This window comes from Leptospira ilyithenensis, from assembly GCF_004771005.1.
GTDB lineage: Bacteria > Spirochaetota > Leptospiria > Leptospirales > Leptospiraceae > Leptospira_A > Leptospira_A ilyithenensis.
On the sequence record NZ_RQHV01000061.1, the window covers coordinates 577,792 to 592,882 of the forward strand.

Genomic DNA, 15,091 nt, shown 5'->3' on the forward strand with positions numbered 1-15,091 from the left:
CCTTTTTTCCCCGATTCGAGCCTTATACTACTTTTACCTACGTCTAAGCCTTTTTTTACAAAGGAAAAAAACGACCCTCTCTTTGGAATTTCCCAGTTTTTTCGAAACTGCAAACAAATCATTTTTCATCCGCAAGTTTCAGGGCAAACAAACGAGCATCACCCGTTTGGATTTTTTAACGGGACTACGTTTTCTCGGCAAAGTCCCTTATCTGAAAACCCTAAAGATCTATCTTCCTCCTATGGACTGGAGTCTTTCCGAGTTTTGGGAAGTAAAGGAAGAGCTGAATCGTTTGAAATTCGGGGGAATCTCTATCCAAGGTTATACGAAAGAAGGGGGACTGGGGACATTACTCCTTTTGTCCGCCTGCTCCGTAAGATATGCGGGGAGAGACTCGGAATTTCATATCCAATTGCCTTCCGCAGAAACAGCATTTTACGGTGATTTTTTAAAAGCCTGGGGGATTGAAGTGGAGGCGTTCGCAAGCGGCCCTTTCAAATCCTTTGCGGAAGCATTCACCCGAAACGGTTTTTCCAAAGAGGCCCGTAAAAACATAGAAGATCTCATTTTAAACCTCCAAAGTATTCTACTAACGAGCCTTAGCCTGGATGGCAAATTAAAAAAGGAGCAGTTTTATAAACCAATCCAAACGGCGGAAGGACTCAGATCAATCGGATTTATAGATTCCATTCTGACCGAACGGGAGTTTCTTCCTGACGACGAACGCAGATTAAATGAAAACATAGGTTATCGTTTTTATAAATTGCAAAATTTTTCCCTTCTCCCTAAGAAAGCAAAACTCATTGCAGTCGTACCTTTGGAAGGAGGGATTGTGGGGGGAGATTATTCCAGGAAAGAAAGAGAGATAGGAAAAATTTCCGCTTATTCCACTATTTCCCTTTTACGTGAGTTAAAGGAAGACAAGTCCGTATCTTCCGTTGTTCTGGAAATCAGTTCCCCGGGCGGTTCCGCATTTCATTCCGAACTCATCCACCAGGAAATACTCAACCTGAAAGAATCAAAACCTGTATTTGCTTACTTCAAAGATGTTGCGGCTTCAGGCGGTTATTATATTGCAAGTGCCGCAGAATCAATCACCGCTTCCGAAGTGTGCATTACAGGTTCGATCGGTGCCGTGATGGTCCGTGCCAACTTGAAAAAATTGTACAATAGAGCCAAAGTGAAAAAGGAATCCGTAGGCTTTTATCCGTATAGGGAGATTCTTTCCGAATACACTCCTCTCGGAAAAGAATCGGTTCGTTATCTACAGGAAGAAATAAAAAGAATCGAATCCCAGTTTTATGCAAGAGTGATCGAAGGCAGAAAGATAGAGCCGGAAAAGATGAAAACCCTCGGCGGTGGAAGAGTTTATCTGCCGAACGTGGAAAACAAAATCGTAGATAAGTTAGGTGGTATTCTGGATGTATTGGAATCCATCGAGGATAAGTTTCCAAAAACAAGATTTGCAGTATCTTACGAACTTCCCGAATACAATTTCAGATCGGAACTTCCTTCCTTCGGAGGATTGCATCTGAAACAAATGATCGGAGAAATGACCGGTATGGAAACTTTTCTAGAAAACGGATGGATGAATCGGGATCTGTATTTGTCTTCCGTTCGGATTCACTGGAACAACCGTTAAAGATTATTTGTTCTTCGCCTTTTCGAGACGGTTCATAAGCGCATATTTGTCCGGGCCGTCTTTGGGAATTTCACAATAGCAGATATCCAAATTCAATTTATCAGCATCCACAAAGAATGAATAGAGTTCTTTCATATAATCTTCGTTTGTTGCAAGTATTCTATCCCATTTATGAATCGGAGAAAAACCGAATCCGATAAATCCGATTTTTTTCCGGGAAAAAACCGATTCCAAAGTAATTGTGTTTCCCGGTTGGTTTCGGTAAACCAAATTCAAAAATTCTTCCTCATCCAACAAAACTACTTTTGCCTCGGGAGAATAATGCCTGTATTTCATTCCTGGGCTTTCCGGAACCAATTCCGTCAAATCGTTTCGGTTTTCATTTGGAATTTGCAAAGAAGGCAATACCAAATGAGGAATAATACTTCGCAAATCGATTTCAGAAGTTTTGCCGGGGCGAAGTAAAATCGGATTTGATTTTGTCATATCGACCACTGTCGATTCGATTCCTATCTCCGGATCGTCCGCAAGTAAGATTCCATCTACAAGATTTTGGAAACATTCGATTACATCCTTCTTTCGGGTAAAAGAAGGTTTTCCCGATAAATTCGCTGAAGGTGCGGAGATAGGAACACCCGAAGCTTCGATCAGTTTCATTGCCGCAGGATGAGAAGGAATTCGCACAGCAATTGTTTTGCGATCAGGAGGAAAGATGGAATCGTTTTTCTTTTCCAAAACAAGAGTCAGAGGGCCCGGAGAAAATGTTTCCAAAAGAAGAAGCGATTCTTGGGAAACGACGCAATATTTGCGGATCTGTTCTATATTTGCAAAATGGGCAATCAGAGGATTGTCGCTTGGTCTGTTTTTGATTTGGTAGATACGACGGCAGGCATCAAAATTTAGGCTGGAAGCACCGATTCCATAAACGGTTTCGGTGGGGAAAACCACCACTCCCCCTCTTTCGATGATTTTTCCTAAAAGAATCGGATCATCGGAAAGAAAGGCAGTGGGTTTCATAGATTTAATTCACGGCTGTTTTTTTAATCGTTTTTTCTTTAATCTTTGTTAGTTTAACTTGTTTTTCTTCCGAAACGACTTTCTTCGAGGAATCATCCAATTCTTTGTCGGATACTTTTTCCACGGCAGGAAGTTTGCCTTGAACGAGTAAACTCAAGTATTCATTGATTTCAGGATCATTGTCCGTAACCAATTGCCAGAAAGAAAATCCTCCCAAGTCATATTTGCGGAGCAAAGTCATCTTTTCTTCAAAGGCCTTTCTGTTCATGTAAAAAGCGACACGATCGCACCCGCCGCTCGTATACCAAAGGGAAGGATCTTCGTAGGCGCGGTTTTTATGAATGTCGGCAAACTTCGATAAGTTGCGCCAAGAACCCATTTTGTTTTCGGCGGTTAGAATCTGATTGATATCCGTCGGTTGGTGTTTTTTGTGAACACCGCTTCGGATTCTTTGCGCATCCGAATGATAAATCGCTTTTGCGGAAGACTTGCAATTCAATGCCCAATCGTATCCGTAAGTAGGAATCGCCATATAAAGTTTGGACGTGGGAACTCTTTTTTTAGCGTAAGTAATGATATCTTTCAACCAGACATTCGGAGCTTGCGGTCCCGGACCCGGGTTATGGTATTTTCTCGGGTGAAGTTCATAGGCCATGATTTTAACTCGATCGGCATGTTTGGCAAGAAACGCATAATCATGAGTAGTCGGTCCTCTCCAATTTTCGCGGAAATCCAATTGAATCGGTTTGGAAAGTCCCCGGCAATTGAGGTCTTTTTTCTTGTCGGAAGGAGTTTTCGGGTGAACCGCAACGGAAAGAAGTTTTCCTTTTTTATGAACTTCGCGGGCAAGCAGTACGAAAAAATCCTCAAACTTTTCCTTTTTATCACAACTCATTCCTTCATAATCAATATCGATTCCGTCGTAACCGTAAGTTACGATTTCATTCACAATGACCTGAATGTGTTTGTCACGGATGTCCGTTCTCCCGCCCATTCCGATATTTTCCTGGATCTTTTCTTTCGGATTTTCCCAACGGAAAATGGTAGGAATGATTTTTACTTTCGGGTTAAGTGCGCGCAGTTCCAGAACCCGTTCTTTTCTAGCAGTTTGCGACCAGGAAGAAATCAATTCTCCGTTATTGGAAAGCCCTCCGCGCATCGTATAGATAAAAGGATGGATTTCATTATATAGATGAACCGTTTTTCGCATAGCACTCCAGTCGGTCGACCAGGCGGAAGCACGGAAGGATACGTTTTCATCTGCGGAAAAGTCAGGAGGAATCTCTTCCTTCGCAATCTCTTCTAAAACGGAAGTAGGTTTTTCTTCTTTTATTTCCGTAGGATCGGATTCGGAAGATTCGGTTTTTTCAACCGAGGCTTCAACAGAGTTTTGAACGACTTCTTCGGACTTTCCAAAAGGAGATTGGTTTTTTAAAGAAAGGGAAATCCCTCCTTCCTTTGCCATCAAGTTCATTCCTAAATAAAAGGAGAATGCGGATAAAAATACCCAAGATGCAAATAAGAATGTATATTTAGCTTTCGGGGAAAAAGAGGTAGATTTTCGTTTTGGTTCGGACGTTGGTTCTGGTTGCATTTCGGACATGGATTTATTCTTACTTAATGTATCGTGTGTTTAAAAAAAAGAGTAGAGTATAAAATCTGATTGGTAGTTCAATCGTTGATTGTATCCATAATTTGTAAGGAGTTCGCCCCTCCTAGCGTAAATTTACTTATCACTGGAATTTCAGGAAATGATCTATGCCCTATTTAAGCAATAAACCGGTTGTACTGTATGTGTTGTTACTAAGTCTTTTCCTTACCTTCCTCCTCATGGCGGAATTAACAGGAAGTAAATTATTTACCGCATTCGGATTCACTATGACTATGGGTGTGATTCCTTTTCCGGTTACATTTATCATTACCGATTTATTAAATGAATACTTCGGAAGAAAAGTAGTGAGAACAACTACCATCATAGGGATGATCATGATCGGTTTGGCTTATGTCCTGATCGTTGTAGACATGCAAATCCCCGCAAACCCTGATTCACCCATTAGTGATTCCGCATTCAATAATGTCTTTGCCAATTCGGGACTAGTCATCATAGGTTCGGTTGTGGCTTACTTAATCGGTCAATTTATTGACATACAGGTATTTCATTTTTTACGAAAAAAAACCAAAGGAAAACATATCTGGCTTCGTGCAACAGGTTCCACAATTTTATCACAACTAATCGACTCTTATGTGGTAATCTTTATCGCTCTTGGAAAATACCATGCAGTTTCTAAACTCGTTTCCATTTCCAATACAAACTTTTTATATAAGTTAGGTGTTGCCATTCTGATCACCCCTCTTCTTTACCTGGTTCATATGTACATTGACCGCTATCTGGGAGAAAATCTGAAAAAAGAACTAACACAGGCCGCTATGGAAGAAACCGGAAAGGAAAATACGATCCAGCCGGCTTAAACAGTCCTAAACAATGAAGCACAAACCCAGAAAAAAAGAACTGAGCCTGCTTTTCGGCCAAGGAATCGTCAATATGGGGCACAGAGGCGCCCGAGGACTTTTCCCTGAAAATACACTCGTTTCCTTTGGAAGATCTTATCCTTATACAAAATACTTCGAGCTGGATACTATGTTATGCGGTTCCGGGGAACTCGTGGTCATACATGACGAAACCATTGATCGCACAACCAACGGAAAGGGAAAGGTCTCCGATTTGAATCTATCCGAGATTCGAAAATACGATGCGGGTTCCTTTTTTTCCAAAGAGTTTTCAGAAGAACATATCCCCACATTACAAGAATTAATCGAAAAAATGCCGAAGGATACTGTGTTTGATATTGAAGTGAAATCCGAAGGGATCGAAATGGCAAGAATCCGTCTAGCTGAGGTGCTTACTACTCTGATTCGGAATCTAAATATCAGAAACAGGATCTTTGTTTCTTCGTTTGATGCCCGTCTTTTGGAAAAAGTAAAATTAAAAGACCCTAGTTTGCTACGGGGACAGCTTCTGGACAAAGAATGGGACCAATCTCTTTGGGACCATTCCGAACCTGATTTGATTTTGCCTCACCATAGCTCCGTTAACAAAGAATGGGTAAATCGACTAAACAGCGAAAACCTGATGGTAATTCCTTATACTGTAAATGAAGAAAATGATTGGATTCGTCTGATCGATGCGGGAGTGTCCGGGATCATAACCGATCGCCCGGATCTTTTGAAACTGTTTTTAGAATCCAAAAAGGATTAAAAATACTTTTTCCAATTTATCAATTTTTCGGATTTGATTTCCGGTAAATCCAAATCCGGTTTCCCCACGGATCGAGATAGGCCACATAACGTTGTTCCGTATTGAAGGGAGTAGATTTTTCCGTTTCATATTCCTCTTTCCGAAATTCGGACAAAAATTGTTCCGAATCGCCATCCACTTCCAAAGTGATCGTGCCCGGGTCCACGTTGCATCCCGGTTTTATCCTGGAAAATACGATCCTCATTCCTTCTCCAGTGAATAATTCGGAATGCCCTTCCGATTCGACAACAGACTTCCAACCAAACAAACGTTTGTAAAAAGAAGATGCGATTCTAGTGTCCTCTCCTCCAAATAAATTTACGGAATAAAAACGAATCATAAAAACCTTAATGCTTACATACTAAAAAACTCATTAAAAGAAAATGAAACAAAAATCGGTACCTGGCAATAAATTTATACGAATCCTTTCGTCGGATATTTGTAACTAGTCAATATATTGTTAATTCTTGTCAGGTATTCCGATTTTTTAGTTGAATCCTTATAAAAATATGATAGTAGTGACTGGTTCTTTCGGGGGTTATAGTGCAAATTATTGACAAGATTCAGTTTCTATCCGTTATCATTTTGAGTTTCTTTCTCATTGAATGCAAAGGGTTCAAGCCAACCCAAGATAATTTGATCACACCGAGTGAAGTAGTTGATCCGGCGACAAATCCAACCACCCCGGACAAGATTGCCTTAGGAAAAATGTTGTTCTTCGATCCGAGACTTTCAGGCTCCAATTGGATCAGTTGCGCCACTTGCCACAACCCAAGCTTAGGTTGGTCCGATGGTTTATCGAAGGGACTTGGTCATGGAATGCTGAAATTAGGTCGTAACTCTCCAACGATCATCAATGCAAGCTTCGGTGCTCTGCAATTTTGGGATGGACGTGCTCCTTCTCTGGAGGAACAAGCCAAAGGACCGATTCAGTCACCGGGGGAAATGAATCAAAATCCCGAAGAGCTTGTCCAGGAACTGAAAAAGATTCCTGCCTATGTTGATCTGTTTCATAAAACATTTCCAAAGGAAGGTTTGACTTTTGATAATATTGCAAACGCGATTGCGAGTTTTGAAAGAACGATTGTGTCCAAAAACTCTCCTTTCGACAAATGGAGGTCAGGTGATGCAACTGCAGTGAGTGACTCCGCAAAAAGAGGTTTTGATTTGTTCAATAGTAAGGCAAAATGCATACTATGTCATCAGGGGTTCAACTTCAGTGATAACGGATTTCATAATATAGGTTTGAAAGAAGAAGAAGGAGTGATTGATGTGGGAAGATTCGAACATCTGCCGATTAAAGTATTAAAAGGTGCATTTAAGACTCCTACGCTCCGGGATATTACACTTTCCGGACCGTATATGCATAATGGGATGTACAACAATTTGGAAGAAATCGTGGAACATTACGATCGGGGCGGAGACAATAAGGAAAACTTAAGCCCGAATATTTCCCCGCTTGGATTATCCGAAGAGGAAAAAAAGGATTTGGTAGCCTTTATGAAAACTCTTACCGGCGATCCTATTACCGTTTTGGTACCTAGGTTGCCCCAATGAATTCTGAGGCTGCTCTTATTAAGGTAAAATGATAAAAGGAAAGGAATCAAAATATGAAATCAATCTCAACAAATCCAATACGTAAAAAAACAATCATCACTGTCCTCACCGGTATCTTAGTATGTTCAGCGCTCTATGCTGCGAATGAATTTTCAGTAGCACAAAAAAACAAATCTTTCAGTGTAAAAACCTTGGACATTAAAGTAGGAGATACGGTCAGTTTCCCAAACGAAGATGATTTTTTTCACAATGTTTATTCTCTGTCTCCTGCAAAAATTTTCGACTTAGGCTCTTATAAAAAAGGAGAAACAAAAAAAGTCATCTTCGATAAAGCCGGAATCATTACGGTTCAATGTGCAATCCATCCGGAGATGAAGATGGAAATCGTCGTTAAATGATAGAAACACAAAAAGAAAAAAGATTTCGATTTTTATTTGTTTTCTTTTTATTATCGGCTTCGTCAATACTACAGAATTGCAGTTTGGCGGAAGACGCCGAGCTAAAAAAAGGAAGAGAGATCTTTGAAAAATATTGCGTGCTTTGCCATGGATCGGAAGGATTGGGAAACGGCAAATTGGCAAATGGTAAAAATGTAAGACCTGCCAATTTACAAATCAGTCGGTTGACTGATGAACAAAAATACCAAATCATTACGAAGGGAGGGCAAGCAGTAGGAAGATCTTCGTTTATGCCTCCTTGGGGGCTTGAATTTTCCCAGTCGGATTTAAAAAGTCTCGTTCTTTATATAAATACTTTGAAAAAACAGTAACATCAATTGAAAGCGATCCCCTTCTTAGCCAACACGAAAATCAAAACAAAACTTTTATTAGGTTTTGGATTTCTTTCCGTATCATTGATTTTATGCTCATTTATGGGAGTTTGGAGCAATATACTTTCCTCAAACGCGCTGAAGCTCATAGTAGAAAACAAACTTCAAAAATTAAGCAAATTGGAGAATATCTCCCAAACCATTCAATCCATTGAACTCAGCGCAAGCCGACTAACAGCGACAGATGATATCGTCGTGAACGAAGAAGAAAATTCCAAAATCAAAAAATCCATTGAACTCATTTTACAAGGACTTGCCACTTTGGAAGAGGCGGACGAGTCCGAATCAAATCTGGAACTTTTTGTAAAACTCCATTCCTCCTTTGATCAGTTCAAACAATTGAACGAACAATTTTTAAAGTTCGATATTGAAATGAGGGAACAAAAAAGAATCATATTTGTACGTGGAATCTCTCCCATTGCAAACGACTTAAAAACTCAAATCTCAGAACTCATTTCAATAGAAAAGAAAGAGGCGGAAAAAATCACTTCAGAGACCGTGAACTTCAATCTGAAAGTGATCTACGCTTTGGTGATTTCTTCTTTGGTTTTGATCATTATCAGTTTTTTCAGTTCCAAATTTATCATTAATTCCATATCGGAGCCTGTATTTACCGTCCTAAGTTCCGCGAGTTCCATTGCTTCGGGTAAATTGAACAATAGGATTCCCGAAGGAAATCGGGATGAGTTAGGTGAGATTTTAAATCTGATTTCGCATATGCAAAAAAACATACGGAACATCATTATTGAAATGTCATCAAGTGTCATGGCAATGAATAATATTTCGGGAGAATTCGAATCCGAATCATGTGAGTTTATCAAAATTGCTTCAAATCAGGCCAATAACTTAAATCATGCGGCAACCGGATTATCAGACATGGTTCATTCGATCGAAAATATCAGCAGCAGAGTGGAAACGATCGTGGAAAACATCTTCAAAGTGAACGTGCATATGGAAAATTTGGACAAACTGAGTTCCAAAGTCTATGACTCGGTTCATCTGTTTTGCCAATCAACAAACTCATCTTTGGAAAAAGCAAAACAAGCCGAAGACTACATTCAGAATGCGACAAACTCGATGGAGATGGTAAGTAAAAGCGCGGAAAAGATTAAAGAAGTAATCGAACTCATCACCTCCGTCTCCGACCAAACCAACCTCCTCTCTCTCAATGCGTCCATTGAATCGGCGAGAGCTGGAGATGCGGGAAGGGGTTTTGCAGTAGTAGCGATGGAAATATCCAAACTTGCCGACAAGACAATGAGCAGCGTAAAAGAAGTAACTTCGCTTATCTCAAGAACAAACAAGGATATTTTTTCAGGAAGAGACAATGTTATCAAAGTTCGGGACACTTTCCGGACTGTAATCGAAAACCTTCAGGATTTGAATCTTAGTTTTCATACGATTGAAAGTGATATCGAAGAACAGAAAAAAGATTCCTTGGAAAATACTAAAAACATAAAATCCCTCTCCGAATTTGCCAAGGATGTACAACTTGTATCCCATGAACAAAAAACCAGTTTGGATTCGGTTACAAAATCCATCGGCGATCTAATGGAAGGTTCGGAAACAATTCATAATAGCGCAAAAGACATTCGAACTTTCGCTCAGAAATTATCCTCAATGAGTGCCAGTTTAAAATCCATTTCCGGACATTTCATTACAGATTAGGCAAAAGTTTAATTCTTTTCCGAAATTACGGGAAGATAGATAGTATTCTCATAGATGGGAATTTTATTACTCATTGGATTTATATTCTCCTTTCTGGTTTGCGAGTCTTTCTACTTTTCCTACGTATACCATGCGGACAATCTGTATCTTCCGTTATTCGTTCGGGACATTCTAAGTTCCAAACCTTTGGGTTGGTATCTTCCTCCCTCCTCTTATTTTTTTCCTGACGGTTTGATCGTTTACTGCTTGAGTCTTTTTTTTCCCAAAGAATACATTCCTAGCCTCTACGGAGCATTTTTATTTCCCGCTTATCTCATGATTCTTTACGGTTTTTTCCGTAAACGAATGGGAAGAAAAAAATCAATCTTAAGCCTACTTGGTTTCGTTCTATTCTTTTCTTTATCTTCCGTGATTGTCGGCTTTGCCTATGCAAACAAACAAAACCCTTTGGGACTGATTTATGCAAACGGACATCACGTAACAGGGTTTATGTTTTCATTTTATGTTCTATTCCAAGTATTTCCCGGAAATATCCCTCCGTCCCTACTTAAGAATGGAGAAATATTGATTAGGCTGCTTTTCGTATGGATCTTTTTCGGTTTTGTCTATGCTTCCGACCGACTCATTCTTGTATTTGCGATACTTCCTTTCGTAATCAGCAGCTTATTTACAAAAAGAAAAGAAACCAGAATCCATTATCTACTGTTTTTTATTTTGGTGATCTGCACCGGAGAATGGATACTTTTTTCCCAAGTAATTTTTTTTCCGATAGAGTCATCTTTCTCCGTTTTACTAAGAAAAACGGACGACTTGTCCGTTGGCAGGATTTTGTTTTTGTTCGGAAATTATTATTTTGATTTTTTTAAGTTATTCTTTAACAGAGCCAGTATCTTTTTCCTATTACCATTCTGTATTTTTATATTTTATTTTTTTATTAGGAAAAATAAAAAACAATTTCGATCGGACAAGAGATTTTTGATTTTTCAAGGAATTCTCTCCTTACTTGCTGCCGGAATCATTGCGCGATTTGTTTACGAACATCCTTATCCGATCCGTTATTTTTTACCATTCACCATAACGCTAGTTAGCTTTATATCAATCTCGTGTTTCTCACAATGGAATGCCTATTCCTTTCTTACGATTCATTATAAAAATATAAATGATTCGGTGATTCTTTTACTAGGTTTATTTTCCTGTTTGGTATTACTGAATTACGGTTTTACTCTCAGAGAGGAAAAAAAGGTTTTAGTAGAACAATTGAAAGAAGTTTCGCAAAACAAAAGGATTCTTACAAATTACAAAACCCAAAACCCTCTCCAATTCTGGAGTAAAGGAAAGATCAAGTCCTATCCCGTCAGCCAAAAGAAAAAACCCTATTTTTGGATCACAAATGCCTTTCCCCATCCTTTTTGGAACCCACAGCTTCCCCTATCCGAACAAATCACGGAGCCCTATCTTGAATGGATTCCGAACTCCTTGACAAAGGACTTCTAGGTATTGTTCTGGAAAGAGATGGAAGATTACGTTCGCATATTTGATACCACTCTCCGCGACGGAGAACAATGCCCCGGCGCCGCCATGAGCGAAGATGAAAAAGTAGAAATCGCACAACATTTGGCAAAAATGAAAGTCGATATCATCGAAGCCGGTTTCCCTGTCTCTTCCCCGGTTCAATTCAAAGCGGTAGAACGTATTGCCCGGGAAATAGAAGGACCTATCATCTGTGCTTTGGCCCGTTCCCTAAAACCCGATTTGGAAGCTGCAAGAGACGCATTAAAGCCGGCTGTAAAAAAAAGAATTCATACGTTTATCGCATCATCCCCCATCCATATGAAACACAAATTGGACAAGTCACCTAGCGAAGTTTTGGCGATGGCAAGAGATGCAGTCAGAATAGCCCGCGGATTTGTCGAAGATGTGGAATTTTCCCCTGAAGACGCAACTAGATCCGAATGGGAATTCCTTCGTGAACTCGTGGAAGCCGTGATCGAAGAAGGAGCAACTACGATCAATATCCCGGATACTGTCGGTTATACTACCCCGCAAGAATACGGAGAACTTTTCCATTTCCTGAAAACAAAAGTCAAAGGAGCTGACAAAGTCATATTCTCGGCACATTGTCACAACGACTTGGGACTCGCCGTAGCAAACTCACTGGCAACGGTTCTGGCAGGCGGCAGACAAATCGAATGCACTGTCAACGGAATCGGAGAAAGAGCAGGCAATACTGCTATGGAAGAAGTAGTAATGGCACTTCGCACCCGAAAAGACAAATTCGGAGTGGAAACAAAGATAGACGGAACTCTGATCACAAGAGCGTCTTATTTGGTCAAAACCATCACAGGAATGGTCGTCCAACCTAACAAAGCCATTGTGGGAACGAATGCATTCGCCCATGAATCGGGAATCCACCAGGATGGTGTGATCAAAAACAGACAAACTTATGAAATCATGACTCCTGAATCCGTTGGTTTAACATCCAACAGGATGGTGCTTGGTCGTCATTCGGGAAGAGCCGGATTCAAAGATAGAATCATCAGGTTGGGATTCGACCCGAAACCGGAAGATCTGGACAACGCTTACCAAAGGTTTTTGGAAGTTGCCGACAAAAAGAAAGAAATCTTTGATGAAGATATCATCGCACTTTTCCAATCGGAAACCCGAAAAATGGGAGTCGAGGAAAAGTTCGAACTGATTTCATTCGAACAAACAACCGGTTCCGAAAAAACACCGGTATCCAGTCTGACCTTACTTATGGACAAAGTAAAAAAACAATCCACTTCAGAAGGAGACGGTCCCGTAGACAGTATCTTCAAAGCAATCGATAAAATCACAGGTCTCTTTCCGCTGCTTTCCCGTTTGGTGATCTCTCCCGTTACAGAAGGAACGGACGCAATGGCGGAAGCTTCCGTTACAATCGAATACGAAGGCAAACGGGTGGTAGGAAAAGGTGATTCCACGGATATAATCGAGGCTTGCGCAAAAGCTTATATCAATGCGCTCAACCGACTTTAAAAACAATGACAGAAAAAAATCCATCCGACTATATCCGAAAAGAAGTCATCGATTTTAACCCTTATGTACCGGGAGAACAACCCGGTCTCGGCGACAAGGTAATCAAACTCAATACAAACGAAAATCCGTACCCCCCATCGCCTAAGATCCACTCTGCGGTGAATGAGATCATAACTTCAGGAGTCTTGCGAAAGTATCCCAATTATCATTCCAGCGAGTTGCAAAATGCGATCGCAAAAAAATACAATCTGGATCCAAACCAGATTTTAGTAACGAACGGATCCGACGAAGCGCTTAGACTTTTATTTTATGCATTGCTTGCTCCCGGAGACACTGTAGTCGCACCGGAACCGACTTATTCCTTTTATCCGGTTCTTACCGAAGAAGTAATGTTAGGTGCAAAATACAGAATGATCCCGCTACTACCTGACCTTCATTTTGATTTTGAAGCCCTCTCCCGACAAGAAGGCAAACTGCTTTGTTTTGCTCACCCCAATGCGCCTACTGGCATCCTGGAAGATAAAAGCAAGCTTCTGGAACTAGTCAAAGGGTTCAAAGGAGTCGTGCTTTCCGACGAGGCCTATATTGATTTTACGGAACCGGGAATGAGCCTGATCTCTGAAATTGCAAACCATCCGAATCTGGTAGTTACCAGAACTTTTTCCAAATCCTACTCCCTTGCCGGCTTACGAGTGGGTTTTATTGTAGGAGAATTGAAACTCATAGATTTGATCCGAAAACTGAAAGATTCCTATAATGTGGGAATCTTGGACCAAACGATAGCAGTCACAGCCTGGGAAGATGAAGAATACTTCGGAATCTGCAGAACTAAAGTTCTGGAAGAGAGGGCAAGACTTACAAAGGAATTGACAGGCCTTGGATTTGAAATTCCTCCCAGTGCTACGAATTTTATTTTCTGCAAGCCGAAACAAGGGATTTCTCCCGAAGGAATCTATCTCAAGCTCAAAGAAAAAAACATACTGGTTCGTTATTTTTCCAAAGGAATCCCCAAAGACTATGTTCGCATTTCCATCGGAACAAAAGAGGAAAATGACAGATTGCTTTCGGAACTCAGTTTGATTTTGGGCTAGTTTGCGATATTTTATAATTTATAATATTGAACAAAAGCAGAGATCCATAAATTATCTGTTTCAGAAATATAATTTTGGAGAGTTAAGGTATGAATCCGATCATTAAAAACATTCTGGCTGTCATTCTTGGTTTTATTGTGGGAAGTGCGGTGAATATGGGAATCATCACAACGAGCGGCAATATCATCCCCCCGCCTGACGGAGCTGATGTTACTACGATGGAAGGACTAAAAGCATCCATACATTTATTCCAGCCGAAACATTTCATTCTACCTTTTTTAGCTCATGCTCTCGGGACATTCACAGGCGCACTTGTGGCAGCTATTATTGCCACAAATCATAAAGTTAAATTTGCATTAGGTATCGGAGTTCTTTTTCTCGCGGGAGGAATCGCAAATATACTAATGCTTCCTTCTCCAATTTGGTTTACTGTTTTGGATTTGGCAGGGGCTTATATTCCTATGGGCTACATTGCGGGAAAATTAGTTACAAGAAAACAATAAGTCAAAAAAAGGCCCCTAAGGTTTTCACCTTAAGGGCAAACACACACACATCGTTAAGGATGACTTTTTTAGCCTTGCTCTATCTCTACTTTTTTCTTCTTGGGTTCGATCTTCGGTAAAGTCAGCTCCAAAAATCCGTTCTTGATTTTTGCTTTTGTTTTTTCCGAATCGACCAACTTACCAAGAGTAAATTTTCGATAGTAGTTACCTTCTTTGAATTCAAGGTAAGTCGGATTTCCCTTTTCAAAAAGATTTTCTTTGAACTTTCCTTCCACAACCAAGCTGTCTTTTTCTAAAAGAATCTCGACTGTGGATTCATCCACTCCCGGCATTTCAAAATGAAATACGAGTGCCTCCGCGTTCTCGAAAACATTTACATTAGGAGAGTAAGTGCGAAGCTTCTCTTTGTTTTCCATTTTAACTTCTGAGGTTTTTGTTTCCGGTTTATCTTGTATAGCAACTGTCATATGGTCC

At 40.3% G+C, this 15,091-nt stretch carries 15 protein-coding genes; 11 read left to right on the forward strand and 4 right to left on the reverse strand.

The window, feature by feature from the left end; all coding sequences use genetic code 11:
- The first annotated feature begins 82 nt into the window (after positions 1-82).
- A complete protein-coding gene (locus EHS11_RS16050; RefSeq protein ID WP_246047958.1) occupies positions 83-1,642 on the forward strand; it encodes a S49 family peptidase in 1,560 nt (519 codons plus the stop codon).
- A gap of 3 nt (positions 1,643-1,645) precedes the next feature.
- Here the strand turns inward: EHS11_RS16050 and EHS11_RS16055 are convergent, their stop codons facing one another.
- Positions 1,646-2,659 carry an L-threonylcarbamoyladenylate synthase gene (locus tag EHS11_RS16055; protein ID WP_135765369.1) on the reverse strand — a complete coding sequence of 338 codons (1,014 nt, stop codon included), beginning with the start codon at positions 2,657-2,659 and terminating at the stop codon, positions 1,646-1,648.
- Positions 2,660-2,663: 4 nt separating this feature from the next.
- Positions 2,664-4,253 (reverse strand): glycosyl hydrolase family 18 protein, encoded by a 1,590-nt coding sequence (locus tag EHS11_RS16060; RefSeq protein WP_135765370.1) that lies wholly within the window; start codon positions 4,251-4,253, stop codon positions 2,664-2,666.
- 164 nt (positions 4,254-4,417) lie between these two features.
- Between EHS11_RS16060 and EHS11_RS16065 the strand changes: the two genes are divergently transcribed.
- Both EHS11_RS16065 and EHS11_RS16070 read left to right on the forward strand, forming a co-directional pair.
- Positions 4,418-5,128: a queuosine precursor transporter gene (locus EHS11_RS16065; protein WP_135765371.1), complete on the forward strand. Its 711-nt coding sequence runs from the start codon at positions 4,418-4,420 to the stop codon at positions 5,126-5,128.
- A gap of 13 nt (positions 5,129-5,141) precedes the next feature.
- Positions 5,142-5,915 carry a glycerophosphodiester phosphodiesterase gene (locus EHS11_RS16070; protein ID WP_135765372.1) on the forward strand — a complete coding sequence of 258 codons (774 nt, stop codon included), beginning with the start codon at positions 5,142-5,144 and terminating at the stop codon, positions 5,913-5,915.
- A gap of 19 nt (positions 5,916-5,934) precedes the next feature.
- Here EHS11_RS16070 and EHS11_RS16075 read toward each other — a convergent pair whose 3' ends face one another.
- The gene (locus EHS11_RS16075) at positions 5,935-6,294 is read right to left on the reverse strand and encodes a VOC family protein (RefSeq protein ID WP_135765373.1); all 360 of its coding nucleotides are present in this window, start codon (positions 6,292-6,294) and stop codon (positions 5,935-5,937) included.
- Between the two features lie 212 nt (positions 6,295-6,506).
- On the opposite strand from EHS11_RS16075, the gene EHS11_RS16080 reads away from it, so the two are divergent.
- The 8 genes from EHS11_RS16080 (at position 6,507) to EHS11_RS16115 (ending at position 14,617) form a co-directional block, all read left to right on the forward strand.
- The gene (locus tag EHS11_RS16080) at positions 6,507-7,511 is read left to right on the forward strand and encodes a cytochrome-c peroxidase (protein ID WP_135765516.1); all 1,005 of its coding nucleotides are present in this window, start codon (positions 6,507-6,509) and stop codon (positions 7,509-7,511) included.
- Positions 7,512-7,564: 53 nt separating this feature from the next.
- Entirely contained in the window at positions 7,565-7,909 is a 345-nt protein-coding gene (locus EHS11_RS16085; protein ID WP_135765374.1) for a methylamine utilization protein, read from the forward strand.
- Positions 7,906-8,280: a c-type cytochrome gene (locus EHS11_RS16090; protein WP_135765375.1), complete on the forward strand. Its 375-nt coding sequence runs from the start codon at positions 7,906-7,908 to the stop codon at positions 8,278-8,280. Before EHS11_RS16085 ends, EHS11_RS16090 begins: the two co-directional genes overlap by 4 nt.
- Before the next feature lie 6 nt (positions 8,281-8,286).
- Positions 8,287-10,008: a methyl-accepting chemotaxis protein gene (locus tag EHS11_RS16095; RefSeq protein ID WP_135765376.1), complete on the forward strand. Its 1,722-nt coding sequence runs from the start codon at positions 8,287-8,289 to the stop codon at positions 10,006-10,008.
- A 54-nt stretch (positions 10,009-10,062) separates the two neighbouring features.
- Positions 10,063-11,502: a hypothetical protein gene (locus EHS11_RS16100; RefSeq protein WP_135765377.1), complete on the forward strand. Its 1,440-nt coding sequence runs from the start codon at positions 10,063-10,065 to the stop codon at positions 11,500-11,502.
- An 18-nt stretch (positions 11,503-11,520) separates the two neighbouring features.
- On the forward strand, positions 11,521-13,023 hold the full coding sequence (locus EHS11_RS16105; protein WP_135765378.1) for a 2-isopropylmalate synthase: 1,503 nt from the start codon (positions 11,521-11,523) through the stop codon (positions 13,021-13,023).
- 5 nt (positions 13,024-13,028) lie between these two features.
- Positions 13,029-14,114 (forward strand): histidinol-phosphate transaminase, encoded by a 1,086-nt coding sequence (gene hisC, locus EHS11_RS16110; RefSeq protein ID WP_135765379.1) that lies wholly within the window; start codon positions 13,029-13,031, stop codon positions 14,112-14,114.
- A gap of 89 nt (positions 14,115-14,203) precedes the next feature.
- Entirely contained in the window at positions 14,204-14,617 is a 414-nt protein-coding gene (locus EHS11_RS16115) for a hypothetical protein (protein ID WP_135765380.1), read from the forward strand.
- A gap of 68 nt (positions 14,618-14,685) precedes the next feature.
- Here EHS11_RS16115 and EHS11_RS16120 read toward each other — a convergent pair whose 3' ends face one another.
- Entirely contained in the window at positions 14,686-15,084 is a 399-nt protein-coding gene (locus EHS11_RS16120) for an Hsp20/alpha crystallin family protein (RefSeq protein ID WP_135765381.1), read from the reverse strand.
- Between the last annotated feature and the right edge of the window lie 7 nt (positions 15,085-15,091).